At 38.1% G+C, this 16,378-nt stretch carries 20 protein-coding genes, 1 tRNA gene and 1 pseudogene; 14 read left to right on the forward strand and 8 right to left on the reverse strand.

Going from position 1 to position 16,378, the window contains the following annotated elements:
* Nucleotides 1–367: 367 nt before the first annotated feature.
* Nucleotides 368–964, forward strand: coding sequence for a hypothetical protein (locus tag JCM9157_RS17745; protein ID WP_035666851.1), 597 nt, complete (start codon nt 368–370; stop codon nt 962–964).
* Nucleotides 965–997: 33 nt separating this feature from the next.
* Here the strand turns inward: JCM9157_RS17745 and JCM9157_RS17750 are convergent, their stop codons facing one another.
* Nucleotides 998–1,594: a biotin transporter BioY gene (locus tag JCM9157_RS17750; RefSeq protein WP_268870962.1), complete on the reverse strand. Its 597-nt coding sequence runs from the start codon at nt 1,592–1,594 to the stop codon at nt 998–1,000.
* Between the two features lie 154 nt (nt 1,595–1,748).
* Here JCM9157_RS17750 and JCM9157_RS17755 point away from each other — a divergent pair, with 154 nt between their 5' ends.
* Nucleotides 1,749–2,183 (forward strand): RDD family protein, encoded by a 435-nt coding sequence (locus JCM9157_RS17755; protein WP_035666854.1) that lies wholly within the window; start codon nt 1,749–1,751, stop codon nt 2,181–2,183.
* A 73-nt stretch (nt 2,184–2,256) separates the two neighbouring features.
* On the opposite strand, the gene hbs is transcribed toward JCM9157_RS17755, so the two are convergent.
* Together hbs and JCM9157_RS17765 are read right to left on the reverse strand one after the other, a co-directional pair.
* Nucleotides 2,257–2,529, reverse strand: a complete 273-nt coding sequence (gene hbs / locus JCM9157_RS17760) for a non-specific DNA-binding protein Hbs (protein WP_035666857.1) — start codon at nt 2,527–2,529, stop codon at nt 2,257–2,259.
* A gap of 116 nt (nt 2,530–2,645) precedes the next feature.
* Nucleotides 2,646–3,470 carry a YihY/virulence factor BrkB family protein gene (locus JCM9157_RS17765; RefSeq protein WP_052013237.1) on the reverse strand — a complete coding sequence of 275 codons (825 nt, stop codon included), beginning with the start codon at nt 3,468–3,470 and terminating at the stop codon, nt 2,646–2,648.
* 305 nt (nt 3,471–3,775) lie between these two features.
* Here JCM9157_RS17765 and JCM9157_RS17770 point away from each other — a divergent pair, with 305 nt between their 5' ends.
* Nucleotides 3,776–4,183 (forward strand): hypothetical protein, encoded by a 408-nt coding sequence (locus JCM9157_RS17770; RefSeq protein WP_035666860.1) that lies wholly within the window; start codon nt 3,776–3,778, stop codon nt 4,181–4,183.
* Here JCM9157_RS17770 and JCM9157_RS17775 read toward each other — a convergent pair.
* Together JCM9157_RS17775 and JCM9157_RS26135 are read right to left on the reverse strand one after the other, a co-directional pair.
* Nucleotides 4,180–4,554, reverse strand: a complete 375-nt coding sequence (locus JCM9157_RS17775) for a cysteine hydrolase family protein (RefSeq protein ID WP_369384772.1) — start codon at nt 4,552–4,554, stop codon at nt 4,180–4,182. The two genes, JCM9157_RS17770 and JCM9157_RS17775, sit on opposite strands and share 4 nt — an antisense overlap.
* Complete coding sequence (locus JCM9157_RS26135) at nt 4,446–4,727, reverse strand: cysteine hydrolase family protein (RefSeq protein WP_369384773.1); 282 nt, start codon at nt 4,725–4,727, stop codon at nt 4,446–4,448. Before JCM9157_RS26135 ends, JCM9157_RS17775 begins: the two co-directional genes overlap by 109 nt.
* Before the next feature lie 139 nt (nt 4,728–4,866).
* On the opposite strand from JCM9157_RS26135, the gene JCM9157_RS17780 reads away from it, so the two are divergent.
* Together JCM9157_RS17780 and JCM9157_RS17785 are read left to right on the forward strand one after the other, a co-directional pair.
* Nucleotides 4,867–5,361 (forward strand): Lrp/AsnC family transcriptional regulator, encoded by a 495-nt coding sequence (locus tag JCM9157_RS17780; protein ID WP_035666862.1) that lies wholly within the window; start codon nt 4,867–4,869, stop codon nt 5,359–5,361.
* Nucleotides 5,361–6,533: an aminotransferase gene (locus JCM9157_RS17785; protein ID WP_035666864.1), complete on the forward strand. Its 1,173-nt coding sequence runs from the start codon at nt 5,361–5,363 to the stop codon at nt 6,531–6,533. Before JCM9157_RS17780 ends, JCM9157_RS17785 begins: the two co-directional genes overlap by 1 nt.
* A gap of 273 nt (nt 6,534–6,806) precedes the next feature.
* Here JCM9157_RS17785 and JCM9157_RS17790 read toward each other — a convergent pair whose 3' ends face one another.
* On the reverse strand, nt 6,807–7,505 hold the full coding sequence (locus JCM9157_RS17790; RefSeq protein ID WP_035666865.1) for a hypothetical protein: 699 nt from the start codon (nt 7,503–7,505) through the stop codon (nt 6,807–6,809).
* Between the two features lie 262 nt (nt 7,506–7,767).
* Here JCM9157_RS17790 and thiM point away from each other — a divergent pair, with 262 nt between their 5' ends.
* The 4 genes from thiM (at nt 7,768) to yugI (ending at nt 10,525) form a co-directional block, all read left to right on the forward strand.
* On the forward strand, nt 7,768–8,550 hold the full coding sequence (gene thiM / locus JCM9157_RS17795) for a hydroxyethylthiazole kinase (RefSeq protein WP_035666867.1): 783 nt from the start codon (nt 7,768–7,770) through the stop codon (nt 8,548–8,550).
* Between the two features lie 15 nt (nt 8,551–8,565).
* Nucleotides 8,566–9,459 carry a DEAD/DEAH box helicase gene (locus tag JCM9157_RS17800; RefSeq protein ID WP_235715045.1) on the forward strand — a complete coding sequence of 298 codons (894 nt, stop codon included), beginning with the start codon at nt 8,566–8,568 and terminating at the stop codon, nt 9,457–9,459.
* Nucleotides 9,375–9,704 (forward strand): helicase-related protein, encoded by a 330-nt coding sequence (locus JCM9157_RS25490; protein WP_235715046.1) that lies wholly within the window; start codon nt 9,375–9,377, stop codon nt 9,702–9,704. The genes JCM9157_RS17800 and JCM9157_RS25490 overlap by 85 nt, the downstream gene beginning before the upstream one ends.
* 392 nt (nt 9,705–10,096) lie before the next feature.
* Nucleotides 10,097–10,525, forward strand: coding sequence for a S1 domain-containing post-transcriptional regulator GSP13 (yugI, locus tag JCM9157_RS17805; protein ID WP_035666868.1), 429 nt, complete (start codon nt 10,097–10,099; stop codon nt 10,523–10,525).
* Nucleotides 10,526–10,652: 127 nt separating this feature from the next.
* Here yugI and JCM9157_RS17810 read toward each other — a convergent pair whose 3' ends face one another.
* Nucleotides 10,653–10,880 carry a DUF378 domain-containing protein gene (locus JCM9157_RS17810; RefSeq protein WP_034751015.1) on the reverse strand — a complete coding sequence of 76 codons (228 nt, stop codon included), beginning with the start codon at nt 10,878–10,880 and terminating at the stop codon, nt 10,653–10,655.
* Between the two features lie 225 nt (nt 10,881–11,105).
* Between JCM9157_RS17810 and JCM9157_RS17815 the strand changes: the two genes are divergently transcribed.
* The 3 genes and pseudogenes from JCM9157_RS17815 (at nt 11,106) to JCM9157_RS17825 (ending at nt 14,311) form a co-directional block, all read left to right on the forward strand.
* Entirely contained in the window at nt 11,106–12,269 is a 1,164-nt protein-coding gene (locus tag JCM9157_RS17815; protein ID WP_035666869.1) for an iron-containing alcohol dehydrogenase, read from the forward strand.
* 89 nt (nt 12,270–12,358) lie between these two features.
* Nucleotides 12,359–13,704: pseudogene (locus JCM9157_RS17820) on the forward strand (glucose-6-phosphate isomerase).
* 184 nt (nt 13,705–13,888) lie between these two features.
* Nucleotides 13,889–14,311 (forward strand): YugN-like family protein, encoded by a 423-nt coding sequence (locus JCM9157_RS17825; protein ID WP_035666870.1) that lies wholly within the window; start codon nt 13,889–13,891, stop codon nt 14,309–14,311.
* Here the strand turns inward: JCM9157_RS17825 and JCM9157_RS17830 are convergent.
* Nucleotides 14,295–15,302: a potassium channel family protein gene (locus tag JCM9157_RS17830; RefSeq protein WP_035666871.1), complete on the reverse strand. Its 1,008-nt coding sequence runs from the start codon at nt 15,300–15,302 to the stop codon at nt 14,295–14,297. The two genes, JCM9157_RS17825 and JCM9157_RS17830, sit on opposite strands and share 17 nt — an antisense overlap.
* A 114-nt stretch (nt 15,303–15,416) precedes the next feature.
* Between JCM9157_RS17830 and JCM9157_RS24950 the strand changes: the two genes are divergently transcribed.
* Nucleotides 15,417–15,572 (forward strand): hypothetical protein, encoded by a 156-nt coding sequence (locus JCM9157_RS24950; RefSeq protein WP_162831772.1) that lies wholly within the window; start codon nt 15,417–15,419, stop codon nt 15,570–15,572.
* 49 nt (nt 15,573–15,621) lie between these two features.
* Nucleotides 15,622–15,694, forward strand: a tRNA-Ala gene (locus JCM9157_RS17835).
* Nucleotides 15,695–16,378 lie beyond the last annotated feature (684 nt).

A 16,378-nucleotide genomic window follows, 5' to 3' on the forward strand; every position in this document is an offset into this window, starting at 1 on the left:
CTATGAAGACCATTTTGACCTCAAATAAAGCGAGAAAAGGTCTTCATCGACGTTATGAAGCCCAGTTGATCTTCAATTTAATCATGAAAAGGTCTTCATTGCATCATGAAGACCCTCTGAATGCCAATTAAAGTCCAATAAATTCCTTCATCAGCCAAGACCTAACTAAACTAGCTATGCAAACTGCTAATAACAATTACTCCCTTTGACACCTAACCCAAACCCCTAATAAACAATATTATTCTTGTTTTCTCGTTTAAAAAGAAAGATTAAAGGGAAAATTAATAATGTAGAATTTACCAAAAATTGAAACTTTTTTAGCAGGTAACTCGTCTAATAAGTAGAGGTAAAAGGGGTGGTATTAGGAATGAAAAAAGGACTATATAGTTTTGTAGTTTGCTTATCTTTCTTAGTTGGTTGTCAAAACGATAAAGTGAATGAATTAGAACTGATATCTTTCTATGATGAATTTTTAATGGAAGTGAATGAGTTGTTTGCTTATCATACATATGAAGAAGAAATGTTTTTCAATGAAAAGTACCATACAGAAGAATCCATAAGGTCAATCTTAGCCCCGTATATGACGGAAGAAGGAATGAATCAATTTCTAGCCGATCATTATATACAAGAAGATCAGCGGTTTGTTTATAATGGTGAGTTTCAAGACTATTTACGTGATTATTCGAGAAACTCGTCATATTACGATATTACACGTCAGACGATTTTTAACCCTGGCCTTAGAATGATTAGCAGAGAACTTGAGGTCAATGCGCTTGCCGAAGAGGTAGAGCTTAGAGCAGATGGTGTTCCGGTAAGGTTCTATTCGGAAGAAAGTATGTATGGACAAACTCAGTTTGGAGAACTAGGTTATCCTGCTGTAGATCATCTGAGTTTAACGGTTAAAATGGTGAAGGATAAAGATGAGTATCGCATTCAATATGTAGAAGTTGATTCAGAAACATAAAAAATACACCTGATGAGGTGTATTTTTTATGTTTTATGCAATTTTCTGGGGAACGACGCCTCTGCTTTTGTTAACAGTACTGTAGATTCTTGTCGAAAGAATCGCTGCGAAAATTGTGACGATAATATCTTTAACAAGTGGAGCGGCCATCCAAGACCAAACAACTTGGTAGCTAACAGCATCTAGGTTAGCGATAAATTGAAAAGCAAAATACATATAATGAGTTCCTAGTACATAGTTAATGATAAGACCAGCAAAACAAGCAATTAAAAATGTAGTTAATTTCTTTTCTTTGCTTTTTTCAATAATAAGGCCAGTAACGTAGGCGACTAGAATAAAGGAAAGAAGAAAACCGAATGTTGGACTAACAAACGTTCGAAGGCCCCCGGAGAATTGAGCGAAAACGGGAAATCCAACTAAGCCTACTAATAAATAAACAATCATCGCTAAAGCTCCAAGTCGACGACCTAGTAAGGCACCAGCAAGAATAGAGAAAAGAGTTTGTAGTGTGATAGGTACAGAACCGATTACAAGAAAAGATGTTAAATTAGCACCGATAGCCATTAAAGCAGCAAACATGGCAACAAGCACAAGGTCGGCCGTGCGTAATTTTGATTTCAATATGTTCACCTCTATTAATTATTAGTTAACAATAGAATAATGAGAGAATCAGATATTGTCAAGTGGTTTTCGGAATTGGTTAACATATGGAGTCTTGTGTTTTACTTCATAATCCCGTTAAAATCGAATATACTTGTTAAAGAAGGAAAAAGGAGGTTTTAAAATGGTTGAACGCCCGGCAGGTTTTTGGATTCGTTTAGGAGCGAGTATTCTTGATGGTTTAATAATTTCAGGTTCCATTTTTATTTTAGCCGCACTAATCGGACTTGACGGAACAGCGAAGGATGGAATGGATGCTATCATTAATTTACTTTATGGATTGTTAGTGCCAGTTTTTTGGTATGGTTATACAGTTGGAAAAAGATTATGCGGCATTCGCATCTTGAAGATGGATGGAAGTAATGTTGGAATCGGAACAATGTTTTTACGTGTGATTGTGGCTGGATTTGTCTATTTAATAACTTTAGGTATTGGTATCATTGTCAGTGCCTTCATGGTTGCTTTTAGAAAAGACAAGCGAAGTATTCATGATCTACTTGCGAAAACATATGTAACTTATCAAAAGCCTGAAGAAGAGAATCCGTACCAAGATGCTTAAGAAAAAGACTGATTTTTTACCGGAAATCCGGAAAAGAAATCAGTCTTTCTTCATATTAAATCAATTTTCAATCTTATTTTACTGATTCTTTTAATTGTTTACCCGCTTTAAAAGCAGGAGTTTTCGTTGCAGCTATATCAATTTCCTCACCAGTTTGTGGGTTGCGTCCTTTTCTAGCAGCACGTTCTCGGACTTCAAAGTTACCAAATCCAATTAGTTGAACCGTTTCCCCTTTGGACAGTGATTCTTCGATTAAATCAAATACTGCATTGACAGCGTTTCCGGCATCTTTTTTCGTTAGTTGTGTACGTTCGGCTACTGCTTGTACAAGTTCCGTTTTATTCATCCCTGTCATCTCCTCATTTAAATTTGTTAACGTGTGTTAACGATGCATTCTGCTACCATCATCTCCAGAAAGGTAACTTTTATACATTGGTTAGTGAAAAATCAATAAAAAACACTTTATTTTGGCTTTTGATGCTTCAATTGATATAAAGTAGCGTTAATTTCTCCACCGATAACAAGTATTAATCCAGTTAAGAAAAACCAAAGCATTAAAATGATAACCCCACCTAAACTTCCGTAAGTTGCTGTATAATTCCCGAAATTACTTATGTACGTAGAAAAGGCGATGGAAATGATTTGCCATCCGACTGTTGCTGAGATAGCACCAATAATGACTTGCTTAAAGCTTAGTCGGACATTTGGAGCAAGTTTATATAGAATCATCAGAACAAATGTCATTAAGCCTATTCCGATAATCCAACGCAAAGTATTAAGGACATTCGCTGTTTCGTGTGGTAGGAATAGATAGGTTTCTAGCGTTTCGATGATGACATGACCAAATACAGGCAACAATAGAGTGACGACAATTACTATAATCATCCCGATCGTCAGAATGATCGAGAGCAATCTTAAGCGGACAAAAGAACGAGTCTCCTCAATGTTATACGAACGGTTAACCGCTCGTATGAGTCCGTTCATGCCATTTGAAGCTGACCATATGGTGGCCAAAATACCAAAAGACAATAACCCACCTTGTGGCTCTGTAATTACTTCGAGAACAGTCGTTGATAAGATGTCAGCAAGTCCCTCAGGTATATAATCATTAATAAAAGAGTAGATCGTATCAATGTCAAAATGAAAATAGGGAATTAAAGCCAGAATAAAGATGAGTAGTGGAAAAATAGAAAGCATAAAATAATAAGCTAGCGTCGCAGCCCAGTCTGGGATAGGGTCTGTCTTTAGTTTCGTAATGAAGAGCTTCATAAACGAATGATTAAACATATTATTCTCCTTTAAAAAGAATCTCTGATTATACTAAGGCCACTTAAAAAGGGTGATTTTCCCCTTTAAATCTGGCCTTTTTACTTTCTTGAATCTGCTAAAAAGAACTTTTTCAGTGGTCTCGATTATACTTCCCCGTCTTTTGCTTCGTTAAAACGTCCTTTCACTAAAAAAATCTCAGGATAGAAGTTTTTATACAGTCTGTTTACGTTAACTTCACCTTAATATGTCTCATTTCCGAGTGGAAAATGGTATAGTAGATTAGGACTTTTAGATAAAAAAATCTAGTAAAAGGGGTGTGTAATTTGATTTACAGAGCATATGAACCTAAATTCCTTTGGGCTCTTTTATTTATACTAACGATTACTTACGCATATGCACTAGAGGCGACTTGGCTTACATTTGTTGCATATGGTCTTTCATTTGTTTTTTTTGCGGCCATGACTACTAGTTATCATATTGAAATAAAAGAGAATGAATTAGCTCGTGCTATTAAATTTTTTGGTTTTATCACATTCAACAAAACGATTCGAGCTGAACAAATTGAAAAACTAGAAGTAATCGAAGTAGGGGAAAAAACAATTATATTATTGTATGTTGAAAAGAAAATGAGAATCAAGCTGCAACGTTATTCCCCTAAAGATTTTCCACAACAATTACTTGAATTTGCACAGACTAACAACATTAAAGTTATAAGAGAAGGTAAAGTTTAATGTAATTCAATTTGTGATGAAGCAGAGGTATTTGCTTTTAATACCTCCTTCATCGTATGCAGAGCTCGCTCGTTTTTTTCAGTGGAGTTAGACGCAACGCAATCAGATGGAATGAGTAGTTGATAATTTCTCATGTAAGCATCATTGGCTGTAAATTGCACACACATGTCGCCCGCAATCCCAGTTAAAATAATGGTATTGACGTTTAAATGATCTAACAATAAGTCTAGAGGTGTGGCAAAAAAACCGGAATATTTAGGTTTTAGGATGAAATAATCATCAGATGCTGCTTCATGATTTCCGCCAACGGCTTCCCTCTGACATCTTCTTGAAGACAGTGTGAAACGAGATGGCGAAAATCTGATTGCCATCTACCGTAGTTATCATTGACATAGATAACAGGGATATTCTGAGCCTTAACTCGCTCCTTAAGCTTCGTTATATTCTTCGCAGCTTCTAGTGCGTGCGGTAGCAATTGATATCCACTATTAAACTCAAGATCATTAATCATATCAATTATAAGTAATGCATAACGTGATGTCATGGATCAAACTCCTTTTTAGTAAGAAAAAATGTTAGAATAATGAGAAAAAAAGATGATTCGTTCTAATTGTTCGGTATGTTATGATAAACAAAAATATTAGATACCATACGCTTTAGAAAGTGGAAGGAGTTATAGAGAGATGGAAACAAAAGCAATTGAAGTCCTACAAATTATAGAGAGTAATGGGCGTATCCCATTACCAACATTAGCTAAAATGGTAGATGCTACTGAAGAAGAGGTTCAAAACATTTTAAAAAAGTTTGAAGAGGACAAAGTCATATTGAGTTACTCGGCCGTCATTGATTGGACCAAGGTTGAAAAACAAGAAGGGGTAACGGCTATGATAGATGTGAAAGTTACGCCGCAACGCGGTGTTGGATTTGACGAAGTCGCTGAGCGCATTTATCGCTTCCCTGAAGTAAAAGCTTTGTATTTAATGTCTGGGGCGTATGATTTACAAGTTGTCATAGAGGGGAAAACGATGACTGAAATTGCGCGGTTTGTTTCAGAAAAACTTTCAACGATTGATACGGTCATTTCAACAACAACTCATTTCCAATTAAAGAAATATAAACATGACGGGGTTGTGTTCGATCAAGGAGAAGAAGATCATCGCATTGTGGTGACTCCGTAATGGCACATACTAAATTAAATTCACGTCTATCAAAGCGGGTTCAATCAATTCAGCCATCAGGGATAAGACGATTCTTTGATTTGGCATCTAAAATGGATAATATTATTTCTTTAGGAGTTGGAGAACCGGACTTTGTCACTCCTTGGAATGTTAGAGAAGCAAGTATTTCCTCGCTAGAGCGCGGCTTTACTGCTTATACAGCAAATGCTGGAGTTTTTGAATTAAGAAAAGAGATCTCTTCTTATATGAACAAGAGATTCTCTGTTCAATATGACCCAGAAACCGAAATACTTGTGACTGTTGGTGCAAGTGAAGGAATCGACATCGGTATGCGGGCAATTCTAGATGAAGGTGACGAAGTAATTATCGTAGAGCCAACCTTTGTATCTTATGTCCCTCTTGTCCAAATGGCAGGTGGCGTTGCAGTCCCTGTTGGAACAACGAAAGAAGATCAGTTCAAAGTGTCAGCAAGCCAAATAAAGGCGGCGATCACACCAAGAACAAAAGCAATCATGCTTTGTTTTCCTAATAATCCAACAGGAGCAACAATGAACGGTCAGGAGATGCAAGAAATTGCTGATCTTTGCGAACAATATGACTTGCTTGTGTTCTCAGATGAGATATACGCGGAGCTAAGCTATGACGAAAATCATGTTAGTTTTGCTTCTCTTCCAAAAATGAAAGAGCGAACAATCTTAATTTCTGGATTCTCGAAATCATTTGCAATGACAGGTTGGAGGTTAGGATTCGTCTTAGCGCCACCAGACTTGCTTGCAGCGATGCTAAAGCTACATCAATACAGTTTAATGTGCGCACCAACTATGGCTCAATACGGGGCACTAGAAGCGCTTAAGAGTGGCATGGACGATATTGAAAGAATGAAGCAGTCCTATAAGCAAAGGCGAAATTTCATTGTGAAGTCGTTTAGTGAAATTGGTTTACCGTGTCACACTCCAGGAGGGGCTTTTTATGCTTTCCCATCTGTAGAAGAAACAGGTTTGTCGTCAGAGCAGTTTGCTGAGAAGCTTTTAATGGCAGAGAGAGTGGCTGTTGTGCCAGGCCATGTATTTGGAGAAGGCGGAGCAGGGCATATTCGCTGTTCATACGCGACTTCAATGGATAACCTAGAACAATCAGTTGAACGGATAGATCGCTTTTTAAAGTCACTTTAATGTTTTAGCTAACTGTTACTATCAAGAAAAAGCTTAAATTGAAAAGAAAATGTAAATGTATAAATAGTTTTATTCCTTAGCGGGGCCGTTGCATTGCGTTGCAGGCACTTGCTTTCAAGGCCACTGAAATAGGTGTGTTTTTCACCTTTTACAGTGGCCTTCTTGCTTTCTTCTTATCCCCGTAGGAGTCAGTGCCTTCTGCTCCACTCCACTATGATGCTGGAAATTTAATCACACCCGCAATAGCCTATCTTATAAAAGTATCTCCCCCCCTTAATTAATCGTATAATCGTATTCATAGCCATCAGGAGTAACTAATTGGAAAAGTGTATATTTGTCAGGCTGTATGGGTGCAACCTTATCATGGTTCAATGTGATAACTTGTAATCCGTCTCTTTTAGGTTCGGAAATTAAGACTACTTGGTTGCCTTTTCTAACTAATTTTATAACCTCGGCTTGCATAATGACAATGACCATCTTTTCATTTACGTTCTCCTCAAAGAAAGCCTTCTCGTTTGTTGGGTTTTCAAGTTCTTCAACAATACCTAATGATTGTCCTAAATCAAACCATAGACCTGCACTTTGGAAACCGATGAACATTCTGTGCATTGCTTTATGTATGTTACTGGGAATATGACTCCAGCGTCCACCCCAATAACTACTGTGCCAGTTTTTATTATAAACAGGTCTTTTCCAGCTTGGTCTGTCTATCCCAACTTCGAATGAAACATCGTGCCCAGTTTCAATTACTTCTTCGATTGAAAAAAGCTCGGATGGAAAAGGTGGATGAAATTCTGAATGATAAATGTTCTTAGGACTCTCTGGTTCTAATCGTTCAATTCGTTTTGTGAGTTCTGTCACTTTATTCTCTAATTGCTCGTTAGTTTCATTATTTGCAAAACTATCTAAGGGTGCAGAGTAAATAGAAGCTATACTAATTAATATACAAGCAAATAATTTTGCTTTAGCCATAACAATCACCTCAAACTTATTATGACCCTCACTAAAAAATATACTTAATGTTCTAAATTCCAAAACAAAAAACATTAATAGAACAAAAAAAGGGGCAAGAGCTTAAGCTCTTGCCTTTATTCGTAGGGGGAATACGATTGTAATAGCCAGTATGGTCATTCTTTTTTAAAATATACATAATCGTCAGAAAATATTTAGATTTGTTTTCAGACAAGAAAAACGGTAAGATTTTCACAAGTATTCTTTTATTGGATGGTGAGCAATGATGATCGAACAAGTTCGTAAAGAAAATCCTCTTATCCATTGCATGACTAATGTGGTTGTAACCAATTTTACGGCCAACGGACTACTTGCTTTGGGTGCATCTCCTGTTATGGCTTATGCGAAAGAAGAGGTTGCAGACTTAGCTCAAATAGCTGGAGCCCTTCTACTTAATATTGGAACTTTATCAACTGAGCAAATTGATCATATGATTATTGCCGGTCAAGCTGCAAACGAAGCAAACGTTCCAGTTGTGTTAGATCCTGTCGGTGCTGGTGCGACTTCGTTCCGAACGACGATGTCAAAGAGAATTTTAGAAGAAGTGAAGGTTTCCGTGTTAAGAGGAAACGCAGGTGAGATAGCTTCTTTACTTGGTGTACAAGCAACGGTAAAGGGCGTGGACGGTTCAATGGAAGGAGATAAAATTGAACTTGCTAAGCAAGCGGCCAAGCAATTTAACTGTGTTTGTGTTGTTACAGGTGAAGTTGATGTTATCACAGACGGATCTGTTGTCAAAACAGTAGCTAATGGCCATCCTTGGTTAACGAAGGTTGTAGGAACAGGTTGTTTACTTGGAGCTGTGATCGGTGCATTTATAGCTGTAGAAAGAGAGAATCTAGTAGAAGCGGCGACGACGGCAGTGACTTTTTTCGGTATTGCTGGTGAGCAAGCTTTTCAGCAAACGAACGAACAAGGCATTGGCTCTTTTCAAGAAGCTTTTTTAAATCAATTACACACATTAACAGATGATCAGATGAAACAGTTGCGTCGCAATGAGGCGTAAAGAAAGAGGGATAGAATGAGCGAAACATTTTCGTTTGACCAATTACCAAGTTTTTTGGTGGAGGCATTAAAAGAACAAAAAATTGAGCAACCAACGGATATTCAAATTAAAATGATACCAGAAGCATTAGCAGGACAGAATTTAATTGCAAGATCACAAACAGGAACGGGTAAAACACTTGCTTATTTACTACCAGCGTTAGCTAAAGTAAATAAAGAAAATAAAAATCTTCAAGTCGTTGTTTTGGCTCCTACTCAAGAATTAGCGATGCAAGTTGTCGATGTAGCGAGAAGTTTAACCGAAAAAGAATCAATCGTAATCGGATCCTATATTGGTGGAGCAAATATTAATCGTCAAATCGAAAAACTAAAAAAGCAAAAGCCACAATTAGCAATTGGAACACCAGGAAGATTGCTTGAATTACTTGAACAGAAAAAATTAAAGCTTCATGAAGTTCAAGTTGTGGCTGTTGATGAGGCGGATCGTATGATGGCGGAGCGTCCTTCCTGGGAAGCAACGATGCAAATTGCTAAAAGAGCCGGGAGAGACACGCAATTTTTATTTGTATCGGCTACAATACCGAAAGACTTTTCAGAACAAGTAGCAGATGCAGCACCTTTTGTTGTCCAATTAGAAGCAGAAGGAAGCTTAGTGAATACAGAAAAAGTCGAGCATTTATTTATTAGAGCTGATGAACGAGATAAAATAGACGTAGCCCGTCGCTTAATCCATGCAGAGAACATAGAAAAAGGGATTGTCTTTGTTAATCAGCTTGATAAAGTAAGTGAAACCGCGGAGAAGTTCTCTTATAAAGCATCAAAACACTGCCATTATCTTCGGATCAATCTAAGCATGAAAGAGAACATGCACTACGATCGTTTCAAAAAGGTGAGACTCATATTCTCGTAGCATCAGATGTAGCAGCTCGCGGTCTTGATTTAGATGATGTTACACACATTATCCAACTAGACGCACCTTCTAATTCAGATAGTTACTTACACCGTGCCGGCCGAACAGGACGAATGGGCAAAAGTGGAACTGTTGTAACATTAATTGACCGAAGAAGTGAATACAAGCTCGATAAATATCGCCGTGACTTAAAAATTGAATTAGCAGAGCGAATTTTAGCAAGAGGGAAACTTCTAACTAAATAAAATTTATGAGGGATCCAAAAGAGAAAAAAACTTTTGGGTTCTTTTATTGATTTTAATTTCGTCACCTTTGTTACGATCATTGTGAAAACTAAAGTGTAATGGAGCGGAAGGCACTTGACTCCTGCGGGAAAAGAGGAAAGGTCAAGACCACACAGACGGAACGTCGTGGGGGCTTGGCTTACTCCCTGTGGAAAGCAAGTGCCTGAAGCGCAATGCAACGGATTCGTTAGGGAAAAAAAGATTTATCGGAATGCCTTATAAAATAGCCTTTTTAAAAGTTTGAGCTAGACAAATCCGGGTATAATCTATAATGGATAAAATGTCCTTTTTGCGTAAACGGATTAGTTATGTTAAAATTAAAAGGTTAAAAATTATCTAGGAGATGTATGTATATGTCAAATTATGAAGTAGGCAGTATCGTAGAAGGAAAAGTTACTGGCATCAAGCCTTTTGGTGCATTTGTAGCGTTAGATGAAAAAAAACAAGGATTAGTTCACATTTCAGAAGTAGCACACGGATTCGTTAAGGATATCAATGATGTTCTTAAAGTTGGAGACGAAGTGAAAGTGAAAATTATGAACGTAGAAGAGGGTTCTGGAAAAATCTCACTTTCTATCCGTGCAACTCAAGAAGCTCCTGAGCGTCCAGCTCGTCCGGCTAACAAGCCACGTCCTGCTGGTGCTGGCGGCGGTGGCGGACGTAAGCCACAACCACAAAAGCAACAACAACAAGGTTTCAACACTCTAGAAGATAAATTAAAAGAGTGGTTAAAGCAATCAAATGAGATTCAAGCTGACTTAAACAAGCGCGCGAAGAAATAATTGCTTGAAAAAACACCCTTCTGGGTGTTTTTTTATTTCTCTTTATTTTGTTAAAGGATTTTAAATGCGGGTAGGGAATAAGTAAGAAAGGCCTAACTCAATTTGAGCTAGACCTTTGGCCATCGTATTAACGTTGTGTTTCAGGGGCGCGTTCAAGCTCCTCATCTGGCTTGAAAAGAATAGAAATACAATATAAACCTGCTAAACCAACTAGGGCATAAATGACACGTGAGAAAGCTGCTGCTTGTCCACCGAAAATAGCTGCAACTAGGTCGAAACGGAAGAAACCGATAAGTCCCCAGTTAATTGCACCAATTATCGCTAAAACTAATGCTGTACGTTGAATACCGCTCACAATATTCACCTCCAGTTATGGTTTTAAACATATACAAATAAGAATTTATCTGCAATGTCTTTTAGGCAGTCACGAAAGTAACGCCTATACACAACCTTTTGTTGTGTTTCACCATTTAGCATGAGTCGTTATCTAAAAAATTATGCATTGATCTGAAGTGCCAATCGTTTACAATATTTACCCGTTTGGTAATAATAAAGTGAAGGAAAAAAAGGAGGAATTATAATGGATCCATTTGTTTTTCAAAATCCGACCAAATTAATCTTTGGAAAAGGGCAAAATGAAACGCTTGCGAAGGAAGTTGTTAAGTACGGAAAAAACGTACTTTTAGTATATGGTGGAGGAAGTATTAAGCGAAACGGCCTTTATGAATTTGTCATCAGTCAATTAAAGCAAGCTGATGTAAATGTTACTGAATTAGCAGGTGTTGAACCTAACCCAAGGTTAACTACTGTACAAAAAGGAATCGGACTGTGCCGTGAGCATAATATTGACCTAGTTTTAGCTGTTGGTGGAGGAAGTGTCATTGACGCTGCTAAAGCAATTGTAGTAGGAGCTAAATTTGAAGGTGATATTTGGGATGTTATTACGAGAAAAGCTCAACCTAATGATGCTCTTCCGCTTGGAACTATTTTGACTCTTGCCGCAACAGGTTCTGAAATGAACGCTGGTTCTGTTATTACAAATTGGGAAATCAATGAAAAGTTAGGTTGGGGTAGTCCGTATTCTTTCCCTAAATTCTCGATTCTAGATCCTAAGAACACGATCTCAGTACCAGAAGATCAAACGGTTTACGGGATGGTTGACATGATGAGTCACGTAATTGAAGCCTACTTTCATAAAGCCGAAAACACGCCATTACAAGATCGCATAATGGAGTCTATTCTCCTTACAGTTATGGAAACAGCTCCGAAACTGTTAGAAGACCTTGAAAATGAGGACCTTCGTGAAACGATACTTTATTGTGGAACGATGGCGCTAAACGGAATTACACAGATGGGGCTACGAGGAGATTGGGCTACACATAATATTGAACATGCAGTTTCAGCGGTTTACGATATTCCACATGCTGGTGGATTAGCAATTTTATTTCCACACTGGATGCGACATACATTAGACGAAAGAATTAGTCGACATGTCCAATTAGCTACTCGAGTTCTCGGAGTCGACTCAACAGGTAAGTCTGATGAAGAAATTGCTCTAGAAGGAATCGAAAAGTTATCTGCATTCTGGACAACTCTAGGAGCGCCGAATCGTTTAGCTGATTATGATATTGATTCTAGCCAAGTCGACCGCATGGCTGAGCTCGCTTCTAACCGTGGAGCATTCGGTAACTTTAAAGCATTAACGAAAGAAGATGTAAGCAAAATTTTGACGGCAGCTCTTTAACGGTTTGTTCTAATGAAGCTTGATTCTTCAAGCTTCATTAGATAAAGTGAAAGAGGGAGAATCTCATATTACATATGGAGGCAAATAAAATGGAAAAAATTCGCTTTGATTATTCAAAGGCTTTAACGTTTTTTAATCAACATGAGATTGATTACATGCAAGGAGCAGTAACGACTGCACATGAAGCATTACATAATGGTACAGGTGCTGGTAGCGACTTTTTAGGTTGGATTGATCTTCCTAAAAACTATGATCGTGAAGAATTTGCCCGCATCCAAGCAGCCGCTAAGAAAATTCAAAATGACTCTGATGTACTTCTTGTAATTGGTATTGGTGGTTCTTATTTAGGAGCACGTGCAGCTATTGAAGCTTTAAATCATACATTCTACAACAACTTAACGAAAGAAGAACGTAAAACTCCACAGGTTTTCTTCGTTGGTCAAAACATCAGCTCAACTTACATTAAAGATTTATTACAATTAATCGAAGGAAAAGATGTTTCAGTTAATGTTATTTCTAAATCTGGTACAACAACAGAACCAGCAATTGCATTCCGTATTTTCCGTGATTATCTTGAAAAGAAATATGGAAAAGAAGAAGCTCGTACACGCATCTATGCAACAACAGACCGTGCAAAAGGAGCTTTAAAAACATTAGCAACAGAAGAAGGTTATGAAACATTCGTAGTTCCTGATGATGTTGGTGGACGCTTCTCCGTTTTAACAGCGGTAGGGCTTTTACCGATTGCAGTAAGTGGTCTTGATATCGAAGCGATGATGAAAGGGGCAGAAGCAGCAAGTGTTGACTTCTCCAACCCGAACTTAGCTGAAAATGAGTCTTACCAATATGCAGCGGTTCGTAATGCACTTTACAATAAAGGAAAAACAATTGAGTTAATGGTCAACTATGAGCCTTCTCTTCACTTTGTTTCTGAATGGTGGAAGCAACTATTTGGTGAGAGTGAAGGAAAAGATGGAAAAGGAATTTTCCCTGCTTCTGTTGATTTTTCTACAGATCTTCATTCAATGGGACAATATGTCCAAGATGGTCGTCGTGACTTAATTGAAACGATTATTAACGTAGAAAAAGTTCGTGAACATGTAACAATTGAAGAAGCAGCTAGTGATTTAGATGGTTTAAACTATTTAGCTGGTGAAACGATGGACTTTGTCAACAAAAAAGCGTTCCAAGGAACGATGTTAGCTCACACAGACGGTGGTGTTCCAAACCTAATTGTCAATGTACCGGAGCTAAACGAATACTATTTCGGCTACCTCGTTTATTTCTTTGAAAAAGCAGTTGGAATTAGCGGATATTTACTTGGAGTAAACCCATTTGATCAAGAGGGTGTTGAAGCTACAAGAAAAACATGTTTGCTCTTTTAGGTAAACCAGGATTCGAAAAAGAAAAAGAAGAGCTTGAAGCTCGCCTTTAATTTAAAAGGTTTCATTTGTTGTTATTAACGGTTAGAGGGATGGCGTGTTCGATCCATTTCGCACAGCCACTTATAAAAGCTGCCTGAGAAGATTGTTCTCAGGCAGTCTTTTTTAGAGCATAATATCACCACCCCGTGACAAACTACTAGTAATGATTAGACAGTTTGTGAAAGGGTGAGGTAGATGATAACTCTTCGATCTAAAGTAGATGGAAAACAATTTAAATTAAAAGAGCTAGAAGATAAACTAAAACCTCTTGGCTATAGCATTGGAGGAGGCTGGGATTACGATCACGGTTTCTTTGATTATAAAATTGACGAAGAAAATGGTTACACATTTCTTCGAGTACCGTTCAAAGCTATCGACGGAGAGCTTGAACAAAGGGGAGTAACTGTACAAATTGGTACACCTTTTCTTTTAAATCATGTTTATCAAGAAGGTCTTGATGATAATCCAGACGTATTTAACGGTCTTGTTAGTATGACGTGGAATAGTTCTGTTAACCAGTTCTCAGAACCAGTTGATAAGGATGGTTCCGTTGATCCGAAATATATGCCTACAGCAGAGAGCCTTATTCAAGAACTCGAACTTACTTTGCTTGACTAACGATCACAATCAAGGCATCATTAGGTTCAATTTTCAGGGTGGCGTGCGGATGAATGAGAATTTGCTCGCCCCTTTTAATTCCAATAGGGAAAAAGCCTTTAAGATAACTATCAGTAATAATATCAACAAACGCGTTGCCAATAATTGCTTGATGAACAGGTTTTAATTTAAGTAAACTCATTCTCTCAAATTCAAGCAGTTGACTAATCGCTTCACTCGTATCTGGGTGAAGAAGATGTGATGTTAACATATTTCCGGTTAAAGAAGTTGATATCACACAAGTATCTGCTCCTGCTCGGTAGGCATTTTCTAGTTGATCTCTTGTAATTAATTCTACAATCGTATACAAATCTGGATTTTGCGCTTTAATGGCAAGTGTAGTTAAAACAGAACGAGCATCGGCATTAAATTCATTTCCTTGTTGATTTGCCGTTATAAGGACAGAGGAAGCAAGCCCGATATTTGCCTGTTTCAAAATACTATCTTCACTGCTATTTCCTTTTACAAAATGAATCCCTTTATACATTTTAGGAAGCTCCACCAATGTATCATCAATGAGCACAATTTTTAACTGCGGTTTTTCTTCATGTATCGTCGCAATCGCATGACGACTTCTTTCATTCCATCCAATAATTATGACGTGCCCTTCACCGATAAAGGCGACGCCTCCTTCTCGTGTCGATTGATTAATTTCAACAGCGGCCCCGGCAAACGAAGTAACGAGTAAAGTCATAAACCCAACACCAACAAATATGAGAAGGATTGCAAGTAATCTTGTAAAGGTTGATTCAGGCACGAAATCTCCATAACCAACCGTTGAGACTGTAATAAAAGCCCACCAAATCCCATCAAACCATGTAGGGAACTTATTTGGTTCTAATATATGAACGAGAGCCCCCGTCGTTATTCCAGAAACGATTACAGCCGCTGCCAGCTTAACGATTAACGGAATATGAGCAAAAACAGTACGCAAAAGAATCCATTGTGACATGAACACACCTCACTTATATTGCAGACACATATAAATCAGTATGGCCAATCTCTTGCTTGAACAATCATAGCTTGTTATGATTAAGCTTAGATTCTAAAAACAGGAGAAATAAACATGTCGACAATTATTTTTGCATTTGCCATCTTTTGCGGCTGGCTCGTATTTGATATCGTTAAACACCGTAAGCTTACATTTGAGATGGTCTTAAGCTCCATGATCGTTGCAGTTTTAGCTGGTTTATTATGGTTGATCTTAGAATGGATATTCTAGCTTGTATATTGAGTGAGAACATCATATAATAGAATTACCCATTTGACCTGGGGCATTAGCTCAGCTGGGAGAGCGCCACGCTGGCAGCGTGGAGGTCAGCGGTTCGATCCCGCTATGCTCCATCTTTTAAAACCCTCTTGTTTACAAGAGGGTTTTTGTAATTTTCTTAAAAGAACTCTGTCATTGTGATATGCGGACAGAGGATTCCTTATTGCCATAAAAACAGTGTGATCTGAGAGGTGAGAGGTCAGGAGATTCCTTATTAGCTCAAAACCATTGCAGAAGCAGTCTGTTGTAAGTGAATAAGAGCATCTGAGTCCGCGAAGCGACCCAAACAGGTGAATTTGTAGCCAATAAGGTCGTCTCAGTCCGCAAAATAGTGTCAAAATATGATAGAGCATGGTATGCGGACAGAGGATTCCTTATTGTCATAAAAACAGTGTGATCTGAGAGGTGAGAGGTCAGGAGATTCCTTATTAGCTCAAAACCATTGCAGAAGCAGTCTGTTGTAAGTGAATAAGAGCATCTGAGTCCGCGAAGCAATCCAAACAGGTGAATTTGAAGGCAATAAGGTCATCTCAGTCCGCAAAATAGTGTCAAAATATGATAGAGCATGGTAATGCGGACAGAGAGTTCCTTATTAACCTAAAAACAGTGTGATCTGAGAGGTGAGAGGTCAGGAGATTCCTTATTAGCTCAAAACCATTGCCGAAGCAGTCTGTTTTAAGTGAATAAGAGCATCTGAGTCCGCGAAGCAATCCAAACAGGTGAATTTGAAGGCAATAAGGTCTTCTCAGTCCTCCAAG

It is taken from the genome of Halalkalibacter akibai JCM 9157 (genome assembly GCF_000513135.1).
Taxonomy (GTDB): domain Bacteria; phylum Bacillota; class Bacilli; order Bacillales; family Bacillaceae_D; genus Halalkalibacter; species Halalkalibacter akibai.

Coding starts and splice junctions, on each gene's coding strand:
- JCM9157_RS17780 (WP_035666862.1), top strand. CDS start 4,867: ATGGAAACAAAAGCAATTGAAGTCCTACAAATTATAGAGAGTAATGGG.
- JCM9157_RS17830 (WP_035666871.1), bottom strand. CDS start 15,302: ATGTCACAATGGATTCTTTTGCGTACTGTTTTTGCTCATATTCCGTTA.
- JCM9157_RS24950 (WP_162831772.1), top strand. CDS start 15,417: ATGTCGACAATTATTTTTGCATTTGCCATCTTTTGCGGCTGGCTCGTA.
- JCM9157_RS17755 (WP_035666854.1), top strand. CDS start 1,749: ATGGTTGAACGCCCGGCAGGTTTTTGGATTCGTTTAGGAGCGAGTATT.
- hbs (WP_035666857.1), bottom strand. CDS start 2,529: ATGAATAAAACGGAACTTGTACAAGCAGTAGCCGAACGTACACAACTA.
- JCM9157_RS17800 (WP_235715045.1), top strand. CDS start 8,566: ATGAGCGAAACATTTTCGTTTGACCAATTACCAAGTTTTTTGGTGGAG.
- yugI (WP_035666868.1), top strand. CDS start 10,097: ATGTCAAATTATGAAGTAGGCAGTATCGTAGAAGGAAAAGTTACTGGC.
- JCM9157_RS17790 (WP_035666865.1), bottom strand. CDS start 7,505: ATGGCTAAAGCAAAATTATTTGCTTGTATATTAATTAGTATAGCTTCT.
- JCM9157_RS17785 (WP_035666864.1), top strand. CDS start 5,361: ATGGCACATACTAAATTAAATTCACGTCTATCAAAGCGGGTTCAATCA.
- thiM (WP_035666867.1), top strand. CDS start 7,768: ATGATGATCGAACAAGTTCGTAAAGAAAATCCTCTTATCCATTGCATG.
- JCM9157_RS26135 (WP_369384773.1), bottom strand. CDS start 4,727: ATGACATCACGTTATGCATTACTTATAATTGATATGATTAATGATCTT.
- JCM9157_RS17815 (WP_035666869.1), top strand. CDS start 11,106: ATGGATCCATTTGTTTTTCAAAATCCGACCAAATTAATCTTTGGAAAA.
- JCM9157_RS17745 (WP_035666851.1), top strand. CDS start 368: ATGAAAAAAGGACTATATAGTTTTGTAGTTTGCTTATCTTTCTTAGTT.
- JCM9157_RS17825 (WP_035666870.1), top strand. CDS start 13,889: ATGATAACTCTTCGATCTAAAGTAGATGGAAAACAATTTAAATTAAAA.
- JCM9157_RS17775 (WP_369384772.1), bottom strand. CDS start 4,554: ATGGCAATCAGATTTTCGCCATCTCGTTTCACACTGTCTTCAAGAAGA.
- JCM9157_RS17765 (WP_052013237.1), bottom strand. CDS start 3,470: ATGTTTAATCATTCGTTTATGAAGCTCTTCATTACGAAACTAAAGACA.